At 65.2% G+C, this 21301-nt stretch carries 21 protein-coding genes; 8 read left to right on the top strand and 13 right to left on the bottom strand.

The window, feature by feature from the left end; translation table 11 throughout:
• Positions 1-14 precede the first annotated feature (14 nt).
• Complete coding sequence (locus MUG95_RS13640) at positions 15-1046, top strand: NAD(P)/FAD-dependent oxidoreductase (protein WP_247008720.1); 1032 nt, start codon at positions 15-17, stop codon at positions 1044-1046.
• A gap of 19 nt (positions 1047-1065) precedes the next feature.
• Here MUG95_RS13640 and MUG95_RS13635 read toward each other — a convergent pair whose 3' ends face one another.
• The 3 genes from MUG95_RS13635 to MUG95_RS13625 all read right to left on the bottom strand — a co-directional run bounded on the left by MUG95_RS13635 (position 1066) and on the right by MUG95_RS13625 (position 2811).
• Positions 1066-1245 carry a zinc ribbon domain-containing protein gene (locus MUG95_RS13635; RefSeq protein ID WP_247008718.1) on the bottom strand — a complete coding sequence of 60 codons (180 nt, stop codon included), beginning with the start codon at positions 1243-1245 and terminating at the stop codon, positions 1066-1068.
• A 112-nt stretch (positions 1246-1357) separates the two neighbouring features.
• Complete coding sequence (locus tag MUG95_RS13630; RefSeq protein ID WP_247008716.1) at positions 1358-2578, bottom strand: TIGR04347 family pseudo-SAM/SPASM protein; 1221 nt, start codon at positions 2576-2578, stop codon at positions 1358-1360.
• Entirely contained in the window at positions 2575-2811 is a 237-nt protein-coding gene (locus tag MUG95_RS13625) for an Htur_1727 family rSAM-partnered candidate RiPP (RefSeq protein WP_247008714.1), read from the bottom strand. The genes MUG95_RS13630 and MUG95_RS13625 overlap by 4 nt, the downstream gene beginning before the upstream one ends.
• A 153-nt stretch (positions 2812-2964) precedes the next feature.
• Between MUG95_RS13625 and MUG95_RS13620 the strand changes: the two genes are divergently transcribed.
• Positions 2965-3492, top strand: a complete 528-nt coding sequence (locus MUG95_RS13620) for a halocyanin domain-containing protein (RefSeq protein WP_247008712.1) — start codon at positions 2965-2967, stop codon at positions 3490-3492.
• Between the two features lie 182 nt (positions 3493-3674).
• Positions 3675-3935, top strand: coding sequence for a DUF7520 family protein (locus tag MUG95_RS13615; protein ID WP_247008710.1), 261 nt, complete (start codon positions 3675-3677; stop codon positions 3933-3935).
• On the opposite strand, the gene MUG95_RS13610 is transcribed toward MUG95_RS13615, so the two are convergent.
• The 3 genes from MUG95_RS13610 to MUG95_RS13600 form a co-directional block, all read right to left on the bottom strand.
• Entirely contained in the window at positions 3936-5549 is a 1614-nt protein-coding gene (locus MUG95_RS13610; RefSeq protein WP_247008708.1) for a long-chain-fatty-acid--CoA ligase, read from the bottom strand.
• Between the two features lie 74 nt (positions 5550-5623).
• Positions 5624-7633: an acetate--CoA ligase gene (gene acs / locus MUG95_RS13605; protein WP_247008706.1), complete on the bottom strand. Its 2010-nt coding sequence runs from the start codon at positions 7631-7633 to the stop codon at positions 5624-5626.
• Positions 7634-7714: 81 nt separating this feature from the next.
• A complete protein-coding gene (locus MUG95_RS13600) occupies positions 7715-9415 on the bottom strand; it encodes a methylmalonyl-CoA mutase family protein (protein ID WP_247008704.1) in 1701 nt (566 codons plus the stop codon).
• Positions 9416-9581: 166 nt separating this feature from the next.
• Here MUG95_RS13600 and MUG95_RS13595 point away from each other — a divergent pair, with 166 nt between their 5' ends.
• Together MUG95_RS13595 and MUG95_RS13590 are read left to right on the top strand one after the other, a co-directional pair.
• A complete protein-coding gene (locus MUG95_RS13595) occupies positions 9582-10346 on the top strand; it encodes an enoyl-CoA hydratase/isomerase family protein (RefSeq protein WP_247008702.1) in 765 nt (254 codons plus the stop codon).
• 282 nt (positions 10347-10628) lie between these two features.
• Positions 10629-11612, top strand: a complete 984-nt coding sequence (locus MUG95_RS13590) for an LLM class flavin-dependent oxidoreductase (RefSeq protein ID WP_247008700.1) — start codon at positions 10629-10631, stop codon at positions 11610-11612.
• Between the two features lie 21 nt (positions 11613-11633).
• On the opposite strand, the gene MUG95_RS13585 is transcribed toward MUG95_RS13590, so the two are convergent.
• Both MUG95_RS13585 and MUG95_RS13580 read right to left on the bottom strand, forming a co-directional pair.
• Positions 11634-12761 carry an acyl-CoA dehydrogenase family protein gene (locus MUG95_RS13585; RefSeq protein WP_247008698.1) on the bottom strand — a complete coding sequence of 376 codons (1128 nt, stop codon included), beginning with the start codon at positions 12759-12761 and terminating at the stop codon, positions 11634-11636.
• A 67-nt stretch (positions 12762-12828) separates the two neighbouring features.
• Positions 12829-13431, bottom strand: coding sequence for a flavin reductase family protein (locus tag MUG95_RS13580; protein ID WP_247008690.1), 603 nt, complete (start codon positions 13429-13431; stop codon positions 12829-12831).
• Between the two features lie 132 nt (positions 13432-13563).
• On the opposite strand from MUG95_RS13580, the gene MUG95_RS13575 reads away from it, so the two are divergent.
• Entirely contained in the window at positions 13564-14376 is an 813-nt protein-coding gene (locus MUG95_RS13575) for an N-acyl homoserine lactonase family protein (protein ID WP_247008689.1), read from the top strand.
• Positions 14377-14441: 65 nt separating this feature from the next.
• On the top strand, positions 14442-15197 hold the full coding sequence (locus tag MUG95_RS13570; RefSeq protein ID WP_247008686.1) for a citryl-CoA lyase: 756 nt from the start codon (positions 14442-14444) through the stop codon (positions 15195-15197).
• 24 nt (positions 15198-15221) lie between these two features.
• Here MUG95_RS13570 and MUG95_RS13565 read toward each other — a convergent pair whose 3' ends face one another.
• On the bottom strand, positions 15222-16175 hold the full coding sequence (locus MUG95_RS13565; protein ID WP_247008685.1) for a cyclase family protein: 954 nt from the start codon (positions 16173-16175) through the stop codon (positions 15222-15224).
• 130 nt (positions 16176-16305) lie between these two features.
• On the opposite strand from MUG95_RS13565, the gene MUG95_RS13560 reads away from it, so the two are divergent.
• Positions 16306-17919 (top strand): AMP-binding protein, encoded by a 1614-nt coding sequence (locus tag MUG95_RS13560; protein WP_247008683.1) that lies wholly within the window; start codon positions 16306-16308, stop codon positions 17917-17919.
• Positions 17920-17930: 11 nt separating this feature from the next.
• On the opposite strand, the gene MUG95_RS13555 is transcribed toward MUG95_RS13560, so the two are convergent.
• The 4 genes from MUG95_RS13555 to MUG95_RS13540 all read right to left on the bottom strand — a co-directional run bounded on the left by MUG95_RS13555 (position 17931) and on the right by MUG95_RS13540 (position 21291).
• Positions 17931-18332: an acyl-CoA thioesterase gene (locus tag MUG95_RS13555; protein WP_247008676.1), complete on the bottom strand. Its 402-nt coding sequence runs from the start codon at positions 18330-18332 to the stop codon at positions 17931-17933.
• 45 nt (positions 18333-18377) lie between these two features.
• Positions 18378-20009 (bottom strand): AMP-binding protein, encoded by a 1632-nt coding sequence (locus MUG95_RS13550; RefSeq protein WP_247008674.1) that lies wholly within the window; start codon positions 20007-20009, stop codon positions 18378-18380.
• A gap of 81 nt (positions 20010-20090) precedes the next feature.
• Complete coding sequence (locus tag MUG95_RS13545) at positions 20091-20531, bottom strand: nuclear transport factor 2 family protein (RefSeq protein ID WP_247008672.1); 441 nt, start codon at positions 20529-20531, stop codon at positions 20091-20093.
• 43 nt (positions 20532-20574) lie between these two features.
• The gene (locus MUG95_RS13540; protein WP_247008670.1) at positions 20575-21291 is read right to left on the bottom strand and encodes an ABC transporter ATP-binding protein; all 717 of its coding nucleotides are present in this window, start codon (positions 21289-21291) and stop codon (positions 20575-20577) included.
• Positions 21292-21301: the final 10 nt, after the last annotated feature.

Raw genomic sequence — 21301 nt, 5'->3', positions numbered from 1 at the left:
GCACACGTTCCGGTATGACCGCGACGGTTGGGGTGGTCGGCGGCGGTATCGCGGGGACGGCGGCGGCCTACGGGTTGCGGGACGCTGACGCCGACGTGGTGCTGTTCGAGGCCAGCGACAGGCTGGGTGGCCGGATGGTCACCCGCGAGCGCGGCGGCTGTACGTACGACTACGGCGCGAACTTCGTAAAAGGGGCCGACGAGCGGTTCCGGCGCGTCCTCACGGAGGGGGTCGGTTCGGATCTCGTGACCGTCGAGGGAGACGTGTGGGTGTTCGACGCCGACGGGAACACGGCGGCGGGACGGACAGAACAGGCCCCGAAGTACACGACGGAGAGCGGCGTCCGCGGTATCGCAGAGGCGTTCGCACGCGAGAGCGGGGCAACTGTCGAGCAGAACACGCGTGTCGGCCACCTCACGCGACGGGCCGACGGGTGGACGCTCTCGACGACAGGGGGGTGTGAGGCACGCGTCGACGCGTTGGTCCTCGCGCTCTCGGCGGGCGAGGCGGCCAGTGCCATCGCGGACGCCGACTGGGGTGCCCAACTGTGCGGTGACCTCGTGGCCGCCGCCGAGCGGGTGCCGCACCGCCCCGTCGACAGCGTGGTCTGTCACTACCCGTTCCGGGAGGAGTACCCGTTCTACGGACTGGTGTCGACCGACAAAGACCACGAGGTCGGGTGGCTCTCCCGCGAGGAGTGCAAGCCCGGCCACGTCCCGGCGGGCGAGAGCCTACTCGTCGTCCAGATGAGTCCGGGGTGGACGACGGCCAACTTCGACGCCGACCCGGCCGAAGCCGGGACCGCCGCCCGGGAGGCGGCCGCGGAGTTGCTCGACGACGAGCGACGACGGGAACCGGACTGGACCGACCACGCCCGCTGGACGGCGGCCGTCCCCGACCGTGGCATCGACCCGGGACTGGTCGAGCGGACGGTGAGCCACGACCTCGCCATCGCTGGCGACTGGGTGGCCGGGACCGGGCGCACGTACGCCGCCCTGCAGACGGGACTGGAGGCGGCGGACAGACTGCAACTCCGACTCGGGTGAGGACGAGCGGGGCGGACGGTCAGGCGGTTGCCTTCCCCGGTGCCGCACGGATAGCGTTCGCGCCACACGCCGGACAGTCCACCTGTGAGGTCGACGCTATCGGCGACTCGAACACTTCGCTGCACTCGCGACACTCGTAAGTGAACGTCCGTACGCGGTTGCCCCCGACCATCGACCTGAGTTTGTCAAGGAGTGTCATGGCTCCGTTCAGACGTTTCTCACCGGGGTAATTCAATCTATTCGGGCCTGTCGTTACATGTACCGTGCGAAATCAGAGTTGACGGAGAGTTTCGGCGGGAGTGCCGCCTCGGTCAGTCCGCGGGGTTCGGTCCGGTGTCGACGGCGGGGTTCTCGCCCCGAATTTCGGCGTCGGTCAGGTAACACTGTGGGTCGGGAGCGAATGGGTCGTCGTGGACCGAGAGCGCGCGCAGGCGCGACCCCCCGCGACAGACCGACTGGTACTGGCAGTCCGCACACTTCCCGGTGAGGTGGTCGGTCCGCTCGCGGAGAGCCGCGAGAAGCGGGTTCGACTCGTCCTCCCAGATGGCACCGAACGAGCGGTCGCGGACGTTCCCGAGGGAGTACCCCTGCCAGAACTGCGTGAGGTGGACGTTGCCCTGATAGTCGATGTCGGCGACGCGTTCGCCGGTCGGGTCACCGCCGTTGACGCGGAGGTACTCGTAGACCCGACGGGCCTGCGCCTCGCCGAGGTTCTCGCGTGCGTACTCCACGAGATAAGCCGCGTCGGCGTAGTTGCCGACCAGCAGCGTCTCGATTTCCTCCCCCTCGTCGTGGTACGCGCGGGTCATGTCACAGACCGTCTCGACGGCTTCCCGACGCCGGTCGGGCGAGAGGTCCACGTCACGTATCTCGTCGCCGCGGCCGCCGTAATCGAGGTGATAGAAGCAGAAGCGGTCCAGTCCGGCGTCGTGGAGCAGGTCCACCACGTCGGTCAGGTCGTCGGCGTTGGCATCGGTGATGGTGTACCGGAGGCCGGTCTTCAGCCCGACGGATTGGCACGCCTCGATACCGTCGAGCGCGGCGTCGAAGGCACCCTCCTGCCCCCGGAACGCGTCGTTGCGTTCGGGGAGGCCGTCGACGGAGACGCCCGCGTACTGCAGGCCGGCGTCCTTGAGCGCGCGGGCACGCTCCTCGGTGATGAGCGTGCCGTTGGTCGAGAGGACGGGGCGAATCCCCGCGTCGGCGGCGTAGGCGACGAGTTCGTCGAGGTCCTCGCGGACGAGGGGTTCGCCGCCGGAGAACAGCACCACGGGCACGCCGTAGTCCGCGAGGTCGTCGAGCAGACGCTTGCCCTCGGCGGTCGAGAGTTCGCCGGGCGCGACTTCGGTGTCGGCGGCCGCGTAACAGTGGTCACAGTAGAGGTTGCACTGCTTGGTGGTGTTCCAGACGACGACCGGACGACGCTGTTTGCGCTCCCGTATCTGCTCGCGGTCGGACTCCCCGGCGGCGTCGTACCGCAGGCCGTCACCCTCGGCACCGAGGTCACAGAGGAGTTTACTGACGGAAATCATCGTTCCTCGACGGTGACCCGTTCTGTTTCGTCGGCCGGGCAGAGCCAGATGTCGGTCGCGTCCCAGCCGAGCAGTCGGGTGGCCTGTTCGCGGGCGAGGTTCGCAGTCGGTGCGGTCACGCTCCCGGCGTGTCTGAGCGGGTCGGCACGGTCGTCGCGGACGAACAGTTCCCACTCCCGTTCGGTCGTCGCACGCGGCGCGGCAGTTCGTGGTGTCTCTGCGCGCTCTGACATACCTACATCGTTAGTCGTGTACTGATAAACGCCCCCTGCGTTTTCCCGGAGTTTGAGAACGAAAACACATTGTTTACCCCTGTGCAATAGTGACATCAATACGTGGTGAGAAACGTGCTGAACAGACGGCGATTCATCCGTGGTGTCGGCGCAGTGAGTATTACCGCCGGGCTTGCCGGTTGTTCCGGCGGCGACGGTGATGGTGGTGGCGACGGCGGTGGCGATACAGATACCACCGAGAGTGGCGACGGTGAGACTGATACCACCGAAGGTGGTGACGGCGAAACTGATACCACCGAAAGTGGCGACGGTGGCTCGGACGGCGGCGACGTCCCCGCCGCTGTCGAGGAGTACCTCTCGGACGCGAATCAGTACGACGGGTCCGTCACGGACATGACTGGTAGCGATTCCGTGACCGTCGATGTCGGTGCTGGCTCGGACGGGTTCGCGTTCGCGCCGGCCGCGGTCCGCGTCTCGACTGGGACCGAAGTGACGTGGGAGTGGACCGGCGAGGGCGGTTCCCACAACGTCGTCGCCGAAGAGGGCGGCGACTTCGAGAGCGAACTTGTCGGAGAGGAAGGCCACACCTTCAGCCAGACGTTCGAGGAAACGGGCGTCGTCACCTACTACTGCAACCCCCACCGCGGCGTGGGGATGAAAGGCGCTATCGTCGTCGAATAGGGCGGCGTCCCGCGCTTTTTTCGTTTTCGCGCGTCTTCGCGGTCAGTTGACGACGAGCACGAACCCGGTGAGGAACATCATCGCGGCGATGCCCGCCAGCACGAGGAAGAGCAGGTCTTTCTCGGTCATTACGAGGACTACGAAGTGAAAAGGCTAATCTCCTTCGTCTCCAAGCGACGGCAATGGTCGAGAACCGTCGCGGAAGTCGCGTCGTGCTGTTCGTGTACGCCGCCGTCATCGCGATTGCTGGCGTCATGGGCTTCATCCTCGGGTCCGCGCGGCCACGGGGCCTCGACCCGCAACTGTTCGGGGTCATCCAACTGCCGCCGACGCCACTCGGCGTCGCACTCTACGGAATGGTGACCGTGGCCGTCGGCCTCGGCTTTTTTCTGTGGCTCGTCGTCTACGTCTCACGGCGGTACGACGACGCGAGCGTCGAGTAGCTACCCCTCGCCCACCATCCGGTCCTCGTCCTCCCACTCCTGTTCGCGGAGTTCGTACTTCTGAATCTTCCCGGTCGATGTCGTGGGCAACTCGGGGACGAACTCGAACCGGCGGACGATTTTGTAGCTGGCCAACCGGTCCTCACAGAACTGTTTGAGTTCGTCGGTGGTGACCGGCGGGTCCGACGGGTCACCGTCGGGGACGACGAAAGCCTTCGGCGTCTCGCCCCACTGCTCGCTCGGCGACGGGATGACGGCGACGCTCTTCACGGCGTCGTGTTCGAACAGGGTGTCCTCCAGTTCGATGCTGGAGATGTTCTCGCCGCCCGAGATGATGATGTCCTTCTTGCGGTCCTGAATGGCAATCATGCCGTTCTCGTCGACCGTCGCGAGGTCACCCATGTGGTAGTACCCCTCGATGCGGTCGGTGAATGCCTCCTCGGTGGCGTCGGGCTTGTTCCAGTAGCGGTCCATCACTTGGTTCCCGGCCACGACCACTTCGCCGATTGTCGCGTCGTCGTGTGGCACGTCGTCGCCGTCCTCGTCGACGACCCGAACGTCCGTCCCGAGGTAGCCCAGTCCCTGTCGCTTCTTGACTTTGAACCGTGAATCGTCGTCGTCCGCGAAGAGTCGCCGGGCGTCGGAGGTAGTGACGAGCGGGCCGGTTTCGGTTGCACCGTAGACGTGTTTGAGGTACCAGCCGAACTGGTCCTCGACGGTTCGGATGACGGCCTCCGGCGGCGCGCTCCCCGCGGTGGCGATTCGAACGTCGCGGTCTCCGGTCGTCGTGACGCCGTCGTTGCTCTCGTAATAGTCTTTGAGCATGTTCAGCACCGTCGGCGCGCCGCACATGTAGGAGACGTTCTCCTCGGTGACGGTGTCGAATATCCACTCGGCGTCGACCCCGCGCGTGCAGACGTGTTTCGCGCCCATCCCGCTCACTGCGAAGATGTGACCCCAGCCGTTGACGTGGAACATCGGGAGCGTCCAGAGGTACACGTCGTCGTCCGTGATGTCCTGGTGGACGGTCACGAGGTACGCGTGAATCGTCTCGGTCCTGTGCGTTCGGACGACGCCCTTCGGGTCGCCCGTCGTCCCGGAGGTGTAGTTTATCGTGATGTCGTCGCTCTCGTCCATCGCCGGCCGGTCGTAGTCGGTGCCGGCCTCGTCGATGAACGCCTCGAACGGTTCCCAGTCGCCGTCGACTGCCTCGGCGTCGTTCGTGACGAAGATGTCCGTCGGCACCTCGTCGCGGACGGCCTCGATTCGGGCCGCGTACTCGTGGTCGGCGTAGACGGCGTCGACACCCGCGTCCTCGAGGATGTACGCGAAGTCGTCGGGCGTCAGCCGGTAGTTCAGCGGCGTGTGGACCGCACCGATCTGCATGGACCCGTACGCCGCCGCGAGGTGGTAGTGGGTGTTCGGGTCGAGTACCGCGACGCGGTCACCCTTCTCGATGCCGCGTGCCTGTAGCGTCGCCGAGAACCCGTCGGCACGGGCACCCAGTTCGTCGTAGGTGTATCGCTCGCCAGTGGTCGCGACCACCGCCTCCCGGTCGCCGTAGTGTTTCCGGGCACGGTCGAGAAAATCGGTAACGAGCAGTGGCTTCTCCATGCGGGGCTGATGAACAGGAAGAAACATAAAATCCGTTCATTCCGTCTCCGGAACACGAACGGGCGGCGGGGTGGTCAGTCGCCGCGGACTTGGTCGCGGATATCTTCGGGGACGCTCGGGTCCCTGAGCGTCGTCGTATCGCCGAGTTCGTCGTCGTTCGAGATGTTCTCGAGCAGGCGACGCATTATCTTCCCCGACCGAGTCTTTGGTAGGTCGTCGACGAAGACGACGTTCGCCGGACGGGCGAACTTGCCGATTTCGTCCTCGACGGCGGCGACGATGTCGTCGTAGACGGCCTGACTCTCCTCGATTCCCTCGCGGAGGACGGCGTACACGTCGGGCACTTCGCCTTTCTCGGCATCCTCGCGGGCGGCGACGGCGGCCTCCGCGACGGCTTCGACTTCCGCGACGGCGGATTCCAGTTCCATCGTCCCCAGTCGGTGCCCGGCGACGTTCATCACGTCGTCGAGACGGCCGAGGATGCGGAAGTAGCCGTCCCGTTCGTGGACCGCACCGTCGCCGGCCTTGTACACCCAGTCCTCGGCGTCGTCGCTATCCACGTCGGAGAACTCACGCCAGTACTCGTCGATGAACCGCTCGTCGTCGCCGTAGACGGTCTGGAGCATACCGGGCCACGGCCTCTGGATGACGAGGTTGCCCGCGCGGCCGGTGGCTTCTTCGAGCGCGTCGCCGTTGTCGTCCACGATTGCTGGCTGGATACCCGGACAGGCCTTCCCCGCGCTCCCGGGTTTCATGTCTTCGAGTGCCGGGAGGTTCGTGATGAGGTGCCCGCCGGTTTCGGTCTGCCACCACGTGTCCACGATGACGGCGTCCTCACCGCCGATGTACTTGTAGTACCAGAGCCACGCCTCCGGCTGAATCGGTTCGCCCACGGTCGTCATGTGCCGGAAGTCGAAGTCGTAGTCTTCGACGTACTCGGCACCCCACTTCATGAACATCCGCACGGCGGTCGGTGAGGTGTGGAAGATGTCCACGTCGTAGCGTTCGGCCATGTCCCAGATGCGGCCCTTGTGCGGATGGTCGGGCGTGTCCTCGTACATCACGCTGGTCGTGCCGAGTGCCAGCGGCCCGTAGACGATGTAGGAGTGACCGGTAATCCAGCCGATGTCGGCGGCACACCAGTACGTGTCCTCCGGCTTGATGTCCAGCACGTACTTCGCGGTCGCGGTCACGTACGAGAGGTAGCCGCCGGTGCGGTGCTGACAGCCCTTCGGTTTCCCCGTCGTCCCGGAGGTGTACATCAGGAACAGCGGGTCCTCGGCGTCCCGGGACACGGGGTCCACGCGAGCGCGGTCGTTCTCGGCCAGCAAGTCGTCGACCAGCACGTAGGGGTCGTCGTCGCTGATTTCGACCTCGGGGTGGAGTTCGTCGTGGCGGGTCCACAGCAGGACCGTCTCCACGTCCGAGTCCGCGAGTTCGAGTGCCTCGTCGCACTTCTCCTTGTGGTTGAGGAAGTCGCCGCGGCGGTAGTAGCCGTCACAGGTCACGACCACGTCCGAGCCGGCGTCGTCGATGCGGTCGGCGAGGGCTTGGGCGGAGAACCCGGCGAACACCTCGGAGTGGGGCGCGCCGATGCGGGCACACGAGAGCATCGTCACCGGGAGTGCCGGAAGCATCGGCAGGTGACAGGTTACCACGTCGTCCTCCTGTACGCCCACGTCCCGGAGGCTGGCGGCGACGGCGTTGACGCGGTTGTAGAGGTCACGATACGTAATCGTCTCGCGCTCGTCGGTGTCGGTCCCCTCCCAGATGAACGCGGCTTGGTTCGGCCGCTCGTCCAAGTGGCGGTCGATACAGTTGTACGAGGCGTTGAGTTTGCCCCCGGTGAACCACTCGTAGAATGGCGGGTTCGAGTCGTCCAGCACCTCGTCCCAGTGTTCGTCCCAGTCGAACAGTTCCGCGTACTCCTCGAAGGCCTCGGGATAGTTCTCGTCGAAGCGGTCGTATATCCCCGGGTCCGAGACGTTCGCCTGCCCCACGAAGTCGGTCGGCGGGCGGAAGTACTCCTGTTCGGTCAGGCGTGACTCCAGTGCCACGTCCTCTGTGATGTTCTCGTCTGACATGTGTCTCCTTCTCTCGATTTGTTGGTGCTGCCGGTCGTATAATTCTACCCCCGACCAAAATCGGACGACTGCGGTGGACCGTCAGGCGAGGCCGAGCGTCTCCTGATACGCACCGTAGTGGTCCTCGAAGACGCCCATAATCTCGCCCATCGTGGCGTAGGCCTTCACCGCGTCGACGATGGCCGGCATGACGTTCTCGTCGGTCTCGATTGCTCCACGGACCGCGTCCAGTGCCGCCGCGACGGCGTCGTCGTCGCGGTCGGTCTTCACGTCGGCCAGTCGCTGTCGCTGGCGTTCCTGTACCTCCTCGTCGACCTGCAGGATGTCGACCGACGTGTCTTCCTCGATGGTGTACTGGTTGACGCCGACGACGACTTCCTCGCCCGCGTCGACGCGCTCCTGATACTCGTAGGCGGCGTCCTGTATCTCGCGGTGGAAGTAGCCGTTCTCGATGCCCGCGAGGACACCGTCACGCATCGACCCGTCGCCCATCTCGCGTATCTCTTCGAGGTAGGCCATCGTCTCGGCTTCGGCCTCGTCGGTCATGGCCTCGATGGCGAAGGAACCGCCCATCGGGTCCACGATGTCGGCCGTACCGGACTCCTCGGCGAGTATCTGCTGGGTCCGCAGGGCGACGCGCACGGCGTCTTCACCCGGGAGCGCGAGTGCCTCGTCGAAACTGTTGGTGTGGAGGCTCTGCGTGCCGCCGAGTACGCCCGCGAGTGCTTGGACCGTGACGCGCACGATGTTGGTCAGCGGTTGCTGGGCCGTCAGCGACTGGCCCGCCGTCTGGGTGTGGAACTTCATCTGTTTCGAGGCGTCGGCCTCGGCACCGTACCACTCGTCCATCAGGCGGGCGTAGACGCGCCGTCCGGCGCGGAACTTGGCTATCTCCTCGAAGATGGCGTTGTGCGAGTTGAAGAAGAAGGACAGTTGCGGGGCGAATTCGTCCACGTCCAGCCCCCTGTCGAGACAGTCCTCGACGTAGGCGAACCCGTCGGCGAGGGTGAAGGCGAGTTCTTGCACCGCAGTCGACCCGGCCTCGCGGATGTGGTATCCGGAAATGGAGACGGGGCTTATCTTGGGTGTCTCCGCGACGGCGTACTCGATGACGTCGGTGACCACCGACAGCGAGGGTTCCGGCGGGACGACCCACTCCTTCTGTGCGATGAACTCCTTGAGCATGTCGTTCTGGAGGGTCCCACGCAACTCCTCACGGGGGACGCCGCGCTGGTCGGCGAGCGCGACGTACATCGCGTAGATGACCGGCGCGCTGGGATTGATAGTGAAGGAAGTGGACACCTCCGAGAGGTCGATACCCTCGAAGAGGATTTCCATGTCCCGGAGCGTGTCGACGGCGACGCCCTCCCGCCCGACTTCGCCGTCGCTCATCGGGTCGTCGCTGTCCAGTCCCATCAGCGAGGGCATGTCGAAGGCCGTCGAGAGGCCGGTCTGTCCCTCCTCGATGAGGTAGTGGAACCGCTCGTTGGTCTCCGTGGCGGTTCCGAACCCGGCGAACTGCCGCATCGTCCACGTCCGGCCGCGATACATCGTCGGGTAGACGCCGCGCGTGAACGGTTCCTCCCCGGGAAAGCCGAGGTCGGACTCGTAGTCCAAATCGGCAACGTCCTCGGGGGTGTAGAGGCGGTCCACCGTCTGGTTCGAGACAGTGGCGAAGCGGTCCTTGCGCTCCCCGTAGGCGTCGAGCACCGGGTCCAGCGTCTCGGCCTCCCACTCCTCGCGGGCGTCGCGGATGGCCGCGAGGTCGTCCTCGTCGTACATGGCCGTAAAAATCGCCGAAAACGGCTTAATTCTTCCGCCGTCCGAGATTCCACTCACAAAGGAAGTACCCCCGACGGCGATAGTCGACGGCGTGGTCCGAATCTGGTTTCCGGTCTGTCCCCCGAGTGGGGGAAAGTACATCCTCGCGGGCCGTGTCGTCGTCTCCATGACGACGTGGCCCACCGACCAATACGTGACCGTAGAGTCGGACGAGCGACAGGCTGGAACCGTCCTGCAGGTCCGCCTCGACCGCCCGGAGAAACTGAACGCCCTCCCGTTCTCGTCGGTGGGGACGCTCACCGACCTGTTCGAACAGGTCGACCGGAGCGACGCCGACGCGGTCGAAATCACGGGCACGGGCGAGAACTTCTGTGTCGGGATGGACGTCGAGAGCGCGACCCGCGAGGAGTTCCTCGACCCGACCGAGAGCGGGAGCGTCCACGACCTCGTCACGGCCATCCGCGACGCGCCGTTCCCCGTCGTCGCAGCGGTCCGAGGGAAGGCATTCGGAACCGGCTTTTTCGTCTGCATGGCCGCCGATTTCGTCGTCGCGACGCCCGAGGCCGCGTTCTCGCTTCCGGAGGTCAAACTGGGGATGCCTGCCGGTGCCTACACGCCCGCGCTCCTCCCCGGCATCGTCGGCGAGAAGCGGGCCCGAGAGTGGCTCCTCACCGGGGCGGCTGTCGACGCCGAGGAAGCCGCCGAGGCGGGGTTCGTCACCACCGTCGCCGGCGACGAACCTCTCGACGAGACGGCGAGAGAGTTACTCGCCACACTCCTCGACAACAGCGGTCTCGCGATGGCACTGGTCAAAGAGGAGTTGGCAAGCGCGCTCTCTGACCCTGCGGCAGTCAAGGAACACGAGACGGACGCGATGCGCACCGCGTGGGAGGACGGCGACGTTGCCGACCGAATCGACGACCTATTTTAATACACGTAGGAAATAGCACAAATATATGGTTTCAAAAATATACACCTATATATCACTTCACAACTGTCTTAATTTGTTTCATTATTTTCTCCGTTCAAAATTGCTTTAAAGTGGCTCGGAAGTTTGTTTTACACAAAGGAAATTATATTCTAATATATTATATTTTTTATATTATGTGCTATTCACCTTTATTATTATATTTATTCGGACAGGTCCGTTTGAATCCGGACCGAATGTCGGGCCCGTGATTTATGTCGATGGCCACCCCAGTATTTCGGAGCGATGACAGTCGGGATACTCCTGCCGGAGACGGCGGAGACTGGCCAAGCGGAGTTCGGCGTCCGAGCGGAGGCGCGTGGCTACAGTTCGGTCTGGCAGGGCGAACTGTGGGGCGAGAACTCCTTCGCGGAACTGGCGGCAGTAGCCGAGCGGACTGACGGCGTAACTATCGGGACGGGCATCGTCAACGTCTTTTCGCGCTCTCCGGCGGTGCTGGCGATGGGCGCGAACTCGCTGGACCGTCTCTCCGACGGACGGTTCGTCCTCGGCGTCGGGGTCAGCACGCCGAAGGCCATCGAGGACCTGCACGGAATGACCTTCGAACGGCCCATTCGGCGGACACACGAGGCGGTCGAACTCGTGCAGTTGTTCACGAGCGACACCGACTCTGTGGACTACGATGGGGAGGTGTTCGACACGGCCGACTTCCCGGGGTTGTCGGCGGACGTGCCGGTGTACAACGCCGCGCTCGGCCCGGCGAACCGCCGTGTCACCGCGCGGCTGTGTGACGGGTGGCTCCCGAACATGGTCCCGTACTCGGAACTCGACGGCGCGTTCGAGTACGTCGCCGACCACGCCCGGGAGCGTGACCGTGACCCCGACGACATCGCCGTCGCGCCGTGGGCACACGTCGCCGCGAACGACGACGACCCGGATGCGGCTCGCGACGCCGTTCGCGGCGCGATAGCGTACTTCGCCGGGTCGGCCGACGGGTACAAGAACGCGGTGGCGACGGGCTACCCAGACCACGCCGAGCGTATCGCCGACGCGTGGCGGTCCGGCGACAGGGACGCGGCCCGCGGCCACGTCACCCCGGAGATGGTCGACGACTTGGGCTGTTCGGGAACGACCGACGACGTGCGACAGAAACTCGGCGAACTCGAAGACACCCCGGCAGTGGACACGCCGTTGGTCTCGTTCCCGTCCAGTCTGGACGACGACGCCATCGAGCGGTCGTTCGCGGCCGCCGCACCCGAGGCGTACTGACCCGCTCGCACTCGTCGCCGGTCACTCTATTTTCGGCACGCCCTCCCGTTTCAGCGTCGCCGCTATCTGGTTTTTCTGTATCTCGTCGGTCCCCGCACCGATGCGGAAGCCACGGACGAACCGATAGAGGTACTCCAAGGGGTGGCCCTGCTGGTAGCCGTTCGCGCCGTGAATCTGGAGTGCCTCGCTCACGACGTGTTCGGCGAACTCGGAGGCGTACAGCGTCGCCAGCGAACTCTCCAGTCGGTCGGGGCGGTCACCGCGTTCGGCCGCGTTCCGCCCCGCCGACAGCGCGAGCGACCGCGACGCTTGCAGGTGTTTCACCATGTCCGCGAACTTCCACTCGATGCCCTGGAACTCGAGGATGGACTGGTCGAACTGCTGGCGGTCCTGTGCGTACTCGAAGGCGCGTTCGACGGCGAAGCCCATGAACCCGTTTATCATCGCCGAGTTACCCAACCGCTCCCAGTTCAACGACTCGAACTGGTTCGCCGCGTCACCGCGGACGAGGACGTTCTCGTCGGGGACCACCACGTCCTCGAAGAACAGTTGGGTCTGCGTGTGCCCGGCCATGTTCGTGAAGTGTTCGCCGATTTCGACACCCTCGGCGTCCAAGTCGACGATGACGCTCCCGATACCCTCCTCGAACAGGACCCAGACGACGACGCCCTCGCTGTCGGGCACGTCGCTCACCCACGTCTTCTGGCCGTTCAGACGCAACTCGGCCCCCTCCTCGCGGACGGTGGTCTCCATCGAGAACACGTCGGACCCGGACTCGGGTTCGGAGATGGCCGTCGCGATGAACGCCTCGCCCTCGACGAGCGGCGGGAGGTACGTCTCCTTGACCGTCTCGGACCCGAACTTCTGGACGATAAGCGGGAAGAAGTGCAGGACGTTCAGGGCGTAGCCGGTGTCCGGACAGACCTGCCCGACGGTGTCGATGACCAGCATCGCCTCGAACTCCGAGAGTCCGGCCCCGCCGTATGCCTCGTCGAGGTTCAGCCCGAGGAAGTCGTTCTCGGCGAGCAGGTGGATGTTCTCCCACGGGAGTTCACCGCCCCACCTGCCCGCCTTCTCGGCGAACTCACTCTCCGCGAGGTCCCTGACCGACGACACTATCATCTGTTGCTCTTGGGTGAGGTGTACCATTCTCTCGTATGCAGGTCCGCGGTCAAATAAACGTTCCTCCCGGCTCAGCGTGCCGTTCCCGCCGCTCTCAGAGGTCCGGGTCGTAGTCCCGTTGTGTCGGGAGGATGTCGATGCCGGTGTAGTACGGTCCGCCGAGACGACCCACGGCGTCGACCAGCGTTGCGTCCACCTCGCCGCCGTCGCGGACGCTCTCCGCGAGGTGAACGTGTTCGACACGGCCGAAGACGACGGTGTTGCCGTACACGTCCAGCGAGTCCTCGAAGGAACACTCGAAGTGTGCCTCGGCTTCCGCGACCCGTGGGACGTCGACGGTTTCGGCGGGGGCTTGCGTCACGGCCGAGATGCCGAACTCGTTCTCGCCCGCGTCGAGGGGCGCGCTGGTCCGGTCGACGGATTCCAGCAGGGGTTCGGTCACGAGGTTGTAGACGAACTCGCCAGTCGTTTCGACGTTCGACGGCGTGTCCTTTGTCGACCCGTCGTCCCGCGGTTCGAAGGAGAGCGCGAGGACCGGCGGGACGGTACTCGCGACGGTGAAGTAGCTGAACGGCGCGAGGTTGACCCGGCCGTCCGCGTCGCGTGAACTAATCCAGCCGATGGGTCGCGGAACCACGACGCTACTGAGGAGTCGGTGGAGGAACTCCGCGTCCCCGTTACCGAGCGATATCTCCATGTCGGCCGTAGGGGGATGAGTATCATAAATCCACGCGGGAGTGGCAGTCGCCGTATTCACGAGTCCGCCAGCTACGGAACCGTTCGGCAGAACGACACAATTATGATATGGGTGCCCCCTCTTGTCCCGTCTATGCCGGATATAGAGGTAACTGCGTTCAACACGTCGGACTGGACCTTCGATTACAGCCAAGTCGTCCAGATGCGCGGCTTCGGCAACGAGTACACCGCTAAATGCCCTGCCTACCTGATAGACCACCCCGAGGGGACGGTCCTGCTCGACACCGGCGTCAGCTACGAGGCACTGGAGGACCCGGAGGGGTACGGCGCGCCCCACATGAAGGCGATGCGCGGGATGACGGCCATGACCGAGGACCACCGGCTGACGGCCCAACTGGACGACGCGGGCTACGACCCGAGCGACGTTGACACGGTGATACTCTCACACCTCCACCTCGACCACGCGGGCGAGATTACCCAGTTTCCGGACGCCGAGTTCGTCGTCCAGCAGGACGAACTCCGGTACGCGTGGTGGCCCGACCAGACCCAGTGGACCTTCTACCTCGAAAACGACATCAGCCCGCTACGCTCCTACGACTACGACGTGACCGTGGCCGACGGCCGTTACGACGTGTTCGGCGACGGAAGCGTCGTCTGTCTCCCGACGCCGGGCCACACGCCCGGCCACCAGTCGGTCGTGCTGGACTCCGTCGAGGGTCAGACCGTCATTCTCGCCGCCGACGTGGCCCACGTCCGGGACGCCTACGAGAAGGAACTGTGTACCGCGTTCAACTGGTCCACCGAGGAGACGGTCGCCTCGATTCGAAGGGTCCGTGACCTCGCCCGCGAAGAGGACGCGCTGGTCGCCTTCCTCCACGACAGCGACGACTTCGAGACGCTGAGCGACCAACCCGGTATCACGACGCGGGACCCCTCGACGAACTGAGTGCGACCGAGGGTATCTCGGCCGGGACACGAAGATTGATACTCCGGGCGCGTCTCGACCCTCCCATGTCGCGTACGTTCGAGTCACGACTGTCGGACCACGACGAAGAATCGATTTCCTTCCGGGAGAAGGACCTCGCCACCGAGGTGCTGGGCGAGATGACGTTCACCCAGACGCTCTACTACATGTGGACGGGTGAGGAACCGACCCCCGAGGAGGAGGAAGTCCTCGACGCGATGTTGTCCTCGCTGATGGTCCACGGCATCACGCCGTCGTCCATCGTGAGCCGGCTGACGCTGGTCACCGAACCCGACGCGGTCCAGAACTCGGTCGCCAACGCGGTCAACGGCGTCGGGTCGCGGTTCATCGGGACGATGAAGGAGTGCGCCGAGGACCTCGAAACCCTCGCCGCGGCCGACGACCGGGAGGCGGCCGTGCAAGAACTCGTCGACGACTATCAGGACCGTGGCGACAACTTCGCCGGTATCGGCCACCCGGACTTCGACCCCGAGGACCCGCGGGCACAGACGTTCTTCGAACTCGCCGAGGACGCCGACGTGGCGGGCGAACACATCGACATCATCCACGACGTGCAGGTGGAGTTCGAGGACCGCACCGGCCTGACGCTCCCCATCAACGCGACGGGAGCTATCGCGGCCGTCACGCTCGACATGGACCTCCCGCCGACGGCGGCGCGTGGCTTCGCCATCGTCAGCCGTGCGACCGGCGTCGTCGCGGAAATCCTCGAAGAGGAACAGAACCCGATGGCGTTCGATATCTGGCAGGAGATAGACGAGCAGGTCACTCACCCAGACGAGTAGCGCGGCGTCGCGCTTTTCGCCGCGCTATCGGACCGCGAGCGGGTTCACCGGCGACCCGGTGCCGTGGACGAACTTCAGCGGCGCGGCGACGTAGAAGAACGCGTAGCGACCGCTCTCGTCACAGGCCTCGGCGAGGGCAGAGAGGTCGAGCATCTCGTTGAACACGACGCCCTGGTCCCGCAGGAGGCCAGCGTGGAGCGGAATCGGCGTCCCCGTCTCGTCGGAGATTGTCTGTTCGTTGGCGATGGTGTCGGTACCGAACGCCGGAATCTCCCGCTCGTGGAACCACTCCAGCAGTTCCTCCGAGTGGGTGAGGCCGGGTTCGCGGAACTTCCCCTCGTAGATGTCGATGCCGTCCTCGTCGTAGTACTGTTCGAGCCACCCCGTCCGCAAGACCGGGACGTCACGCTGTTCGAGTTCGACGCCTTGGGCCGCGGCGCACTCCCGGAGTTCGTCGAGGGTGATACGTGCCCCGGGTTCGAGCGTCTCGACGCCGCGATGGCGCGCGATATCCAGCAGGACGCCCCGACCCAGTATCCCGTGGTCGCCGAGGGTGTCGACGGAACAGCGGTCGAGGCCTCCCTTCGTGGTGTTGGCGTCGAAACCGTTGTACATCTCGTCGTCGTACCAGATGTGTCCCGGTGCGTCGACGTGTGTCGTCCCGTGGAGCGGCATGTGGACCACGTCGTCGGCCCCCTGCGCCCGGCCGTGAGCGGTGGCCTTTCCGGACTCGTAGTGGCCCTTGTCGCGGTCCATGTAGTGGTTCGTCCCGTCCCGGCCCGGCCACACTGGGTCGCCCTCGGGCCGCCCGATGGGGAGGCCGAGCGCGAACGTCTCGCCGTCCTCGACGGCCCGAATCCCGCGTAGCACTTGCTCGTTCGTCAGGTAGTTCACCGCGCCGAGTTCGTCGTCCTCGCCCCAGCGACCCCAGTTGCTCGGGACGCCGTCGAGGAAGTCCATGCCTTGCTGGTCGGACATGATACACCAATCTCCCGGCGGCGACTAAACCGTTGTGTCGGGCGCACCCGGACCAGTCGTGATAGCGTGCTAACTGGCTCTGTGGTGCCTCACAAGCAGGTATAAGTGCGACGGCGGGGAAGTTCGGACTATGGTATCATCGCCCAGACCCACGGACCTGCCGGTCCGTCCGGGGGAGTTCCCAATCAGCACGGTCACGGAGTTGATAGCGACGAAGACGGCCGAGAACGGCGACGACACGTTCCTCGTCGAGAGCGAGACGGGGCGGGAGTTGACCTACGCGGAAGTCGGCGAGAAGGCGGACACCATCGCGGCGGCACTCGCGGACCTCGGCATCGGGAAGGGTGACCGCGTGGCGACGTTCATGCCCAACGTCCTCGACCACGTCCTCGTGTGGTTCGGCTGTATGCGCATCGGGGCGGTCTGGGCGTCGCTGAACACGGATTTGGAGGAGGCGGACCTCCGTCAACCGATTCGGGACATCGAAGCCACCGCGCTGGTCGTCGACGAGTCCTGTCTCGACCAGTACCAGTCTGTCCGTGACGGCGTGGCGGTCCAAGAGGAGTTCGTCCGCGGGGCCGAACTTGCCGGTGCCCGCCCGTTCGAGGACTTGCTCGACGCCGACGGTAACCCCCCCGAGGTGGACGTCGCACCCGGTGACCCCGCACAGATAAACTTCACTGGCGGGACGACGGGCACCCCGAAACCGATTCTCCTCCCCCACTTCGCCGTCGTCGCGACGGGATATCGCTACCGCGAGGCGTTCGACGCGACGCCCGCGGACACGCACCTCACCGTCCTCCAGTTGTTCCACGTCGGCGGCCAGCAGTTCGGCGTCGTCGGGCCGATGATGTGTGACATGAAAAGCGTCGTCGTCCGTCGGTTCAGTGCCTCCGCCTTCTTCGAGCAAGTCAACGAACACGAGGCGACCATCATCGACCCGCTCGGCGGAATCTGGGGCGCGCTCCTGCGCACCCACGACGGACCCGTCGAGAACACCGCACGCGTCGGCGTCGGGTCGATGGACCCCGAGTTCGCCCGCCCCGCCCACGAGCGGTTCGACATCGACATCGTGGAACCGTACGCGCTCTCGGAGAACGGCGGCATCCTGCTGACCTACCACACGCTCACCGAGGACGACTACGAGTCAATCGAGGACGGCACCGGCAAGCCCGCCGGCTACGTGGACGACTGCGAGTGGGCCGTCTTCGAGATACTCGACGACGACGGCGACCCCGTCGAGACGGGCGAAGTGGGCGAAATCTGCCTGCGCCCGGCCATCCCACACACGTTCATGAAGGAGTACTTCAGCCACCCCGAAGCCACCGTCGAAGCGTTCCAAGGGCTGTGGCTCCACACCGGTGACCTCGGCCGCATCGACGAGGACGGGATGTTCCGCTTCGTCGGCCGGAAGGCCCACTGGCTCCGCCGGATGGGCGAGAACATCTCCGCACAGGAGATAGAGGTCGTCCTCGAACGCCACGACGCCGTCGCGGAGGCCATCATCGTCGGCGTGCCCTCGGAAATCGGCGAGGAGGACATCAAGGCCTACGTCATCGCCGACGGCGACGTGACGCCCGAGGAACTGGTCGCGTTCTGTGAGGGGAAGCTAGCGGCGTTCAAACACCCCCGCTACGTCGAGTTCGTGGACTCGTTCCCCCGGAGCGACACGAAGAACAACGTCCAACGCCACGACTTGCGCAAACGCGGTATCGGCGACGCGTGGGACCGTGAGGCGCAGTGAGCCACCTGCGACTAGTCGGCGTACGCCGCGAGGCCGTCCGCGAGTGCCGTGGGGACCGCTCGTGACTCCTTTTCAGACAGCGACGCCGCGACGCGGACCTCCGTCGCCCGGAACACCGCCTCACCGTCGGCCCGTCCGGTCGCGTCGAAGGTAATCGTCGAGTCGTCGACGGTGGGCGTGACTGTGATGTCGATGTCGGTGCCCAGCGAGACGGGCGCGACGTAGTCGATGTCGACGTGGACGACGAACAGCGCGAGGTCACGCGCTTCGAGGTTCTCGGCGTAGCCGTACCCGACCGCCGAGAGGACGTCCTCGACGGCGCGGTTCAGGTAGCGGAGGACGCTCACGTAGAACATCGTCCCCGCCTGTGTCGTGTCTTCGATGCGCACCTGCTGGACAGTGGAGTAGGCCATACCGTCAGTCCCCCCGAGCGGAACATAAACCCACGGGGCAACCGGTTACGTCCCTCGGTCAGGGTCCACCAACCTGCCCGCCCGGTCGACCAGTTCCGCGCGCTGTATCTTCACGCCGTTGGGACTCTCGGTCGTCGGGAACGAGTCCACGAACACGAACTCGGAGGGGACCTTGTAGTCGGCGACGTGTTCGTTCATGAAGGCGGCGAGGTCGGATTCGGCGACCGACTGGCCGTCGGCACAGCGTACGAACGCGACGGCAACTTCCTCGCCGTCGCCCCTGTCGACGCCGACGACCTGTGCCCGCTCGACGGCCGCGTGGTCCTCGATGGCACTCTCGACTTCCTGTGGCGTCACGCGGAAGCCCCGCAGGCGGAGCATGTCCTCGATGCGGGAGTGGTACGTCATCCGTCCGTCGTCGGCAACTTCACACATGTCGCCGGTCGCCAGCCACCCGTCCGCGTCTATCTCCTCGGCGGTCTTCTCGGGTTTGTTGAGGTACTCGCGCATCCGGACGTACCCGCGCAGGTGGAGTTCGCCGGGGTCGTCCGTGCCCACGTCCTCGCCAGTCTCCGGGTCGCGGATGGTCACCTCGATGTCCTCGTGAATCGGGTAGCCGCCGGCACGGTGCCGTTCGTCGGCGTCGGCGTCCGGCGGGCTGAGACACATGTGAGAGTGTCCCTCGCTGAGGCCGTACGGCTGGTCGACCGGGAACTCACACGTCGCCTCTATCTCGTCCAAGTCGTCCTGGTCAACCAGCCACGCGCTCCCGCGTTCGAGCGAGGTCAGGTCCCGACCCGTGTCCATCATCGCCGCGTACATCTCGCCGACGGCGGCGATGTAGGTGACTTCCTGCTGTTCGATGGCGCGAGCGGCGTCCTCGGGGTCGAACGTCGGTTGGAGGACGAGCGTCGTGCCAGCCAGCAGGTTCGCCCACGAGAAGTCGAAGCCGGCGACACCACAGACGGGGATAACGGCGATGCCCGTGTGGTCCGAGTCGACGCGCTGCCACTCGACCATCGCGCGCGGATGGGTGACCGTGCTCACGTGGTCGTGGATGACGCCTTTCGGCTGGGAGGTGGTGCCGCTGGTGTAGAACACCGTGGCGGGGTCATCCGGGGAGACGTCGATGTCGGCGGCGAGCGCGCCGGCGTCACGGCCCCGCTGGATGACCTCGTCGTAGGTGTACGCGCCGCGTGGAACGTCCGTGTCCCCGTCCGGGTCGAGAACGACGACACGCTCCAGCGCGAGGTCCGTGGCGGCCGCCAGTTCGTCGGGAGCCACCTCGTCGACTGCCGGGCACACGTCCCGGAGCATGTCGAGGAAGTCCCGGGTCAGCAGTTGCCCCTGCAGGACCAGCGTCGTCGTCTCGCTGTCCTCCAGCATGTATTCGAGTTCGTGCGTGCGATACCGCGTGTTGACCGTCACGACGGGTGCCCCGACGCGGGCGAAGCCGACGTAGGACTCGAACCACTGCGGACGGTTCGGGAGCCAAATCGCCGCCGGGTCGCCGGACTGGTGTCCCAACGCCGCGATGCCGTCGGCGAAGTCGGTACTCCCCTCGGCGAGTTCGTCGAACGTCGTCTCCCGTCCCTCGAAGCGGAGCGCGGTCCCGTCGTGTTCTGCCGCGAGCGTGTCGACTGCGTCCGCGACAGTCTCTCTCGTCAAGGATACCATGCTCTGCCTACACTGGGAACCCGGGAGCAAATAAATCCACGACACCGCTCGGCAGACAGTTCCGACCGGAACCGCCGCCGGTCAGTCCTCGCCCCAGCCGTCGTCGTACTCGGCGACGTAGTTGAACCGAGTGTCGACGGACTCGAACAACCACTTACCGTCTTCGCGGACGTAGCTGTCGGTGTACTCTCCCTGTATCCACATGTCCGTGCCCTCGGAGGTGGCCGGAGCCTCGAAGTACCACCGTCCGCTCGCGGTGTCGCCGTCGACGTCGATTATCGGGTTGTGGAGCATGTGGACGATGAACGAGTAGTAGTCGGGCACGATGTCGGCGACGAACTCGTGGAGTTCGTCGTGGCCGGTGTAGGTGCCGGCACTCCCGAAGTCGATAGTGCCGTCGTCGACGAACAGGGACGTGAACTCGTCGGGGTTCGTGTGGTCGATGTGGTAGCAGTAGTTCGCACGGAGTTGCCGTATCTCTTCACCCGATTCCAGTCGCTCTAGCCGCTCTTCGACGGACATGGAACGACGTTCCCCGCCACGGGGCAAGAAAGTTCCGGCGAGGTCAGCCCATCAGGCTGCTCGTAGCCTCTTCGTAGGCCTCGCGGAACTCGCCGCGCTCGCCGAGGTAGGTGAGCGTCTCCTCGCGCATCAGGTACATCGAGTCGGCTATCTCTTGGGCCAACTCGACTTTCTCGTCCACGAGGATTATCGTCACGCCCTCCTCGCTGATGTCCTGAATCGTCTGCCAGACGTCGTCGACGATCTGTGGCGCGAGGCCGAGCGTCGGCTCGTCGAGCATCAGGAGGTCGGGTTCCGCGACCAGTCCCTGCGCGATGGCGAGCATCTGCTGTTGCCCGCCGCTCATCGTCCCCGCGAGTTGGTCTTCGCGTTCGTCGAGGATGGGGAAGATGTCGAACAGGTCGGCCATCGCTTCCGTCGCGCCCGCTTCCCCGATGGGTGACCGGGCGATGAGCAGGTTCTCGCGGACCGTCATGTCCGGGAATATCTGGTGCCGTTCGGGGACGTACACCAGCCCCTGCTCGATTATCTCGTGGGGTTTCTGCCCCACGATGTTCTGTCCCTCGAAGGTGATGGCACCCTCGTCGGGTTCTTTGATGCCGGCGATTGTCTTCAACAGCGTCGTCTTCCCGGCACCGTTCGCACCGACGATGGAGACGACGGAGCCCTCGTCGGCGGTCATACTCGCGTCACGGACCACCGTGAGGTCGCCGTAGGAGATGTCGACACTGTTCACGGTGAGTTGCGGCTCGCTACTCATCGTGCCCACC

This window comes from Halorientalis litorea, assembly GCF_023028225.1.
Taxonomy (GTDB): domain Archaea; phylum Halobacteriota; class Halobacteria; order Halobacteriales; family Haloarculaceae; genus Halorientalis; species Halorientalis litorea.
The sequence above is the reverse complement of the archived record's forward strand: the minus strand, read 5'-3'. Positions and strand labels throughout refer to the sequence as shown.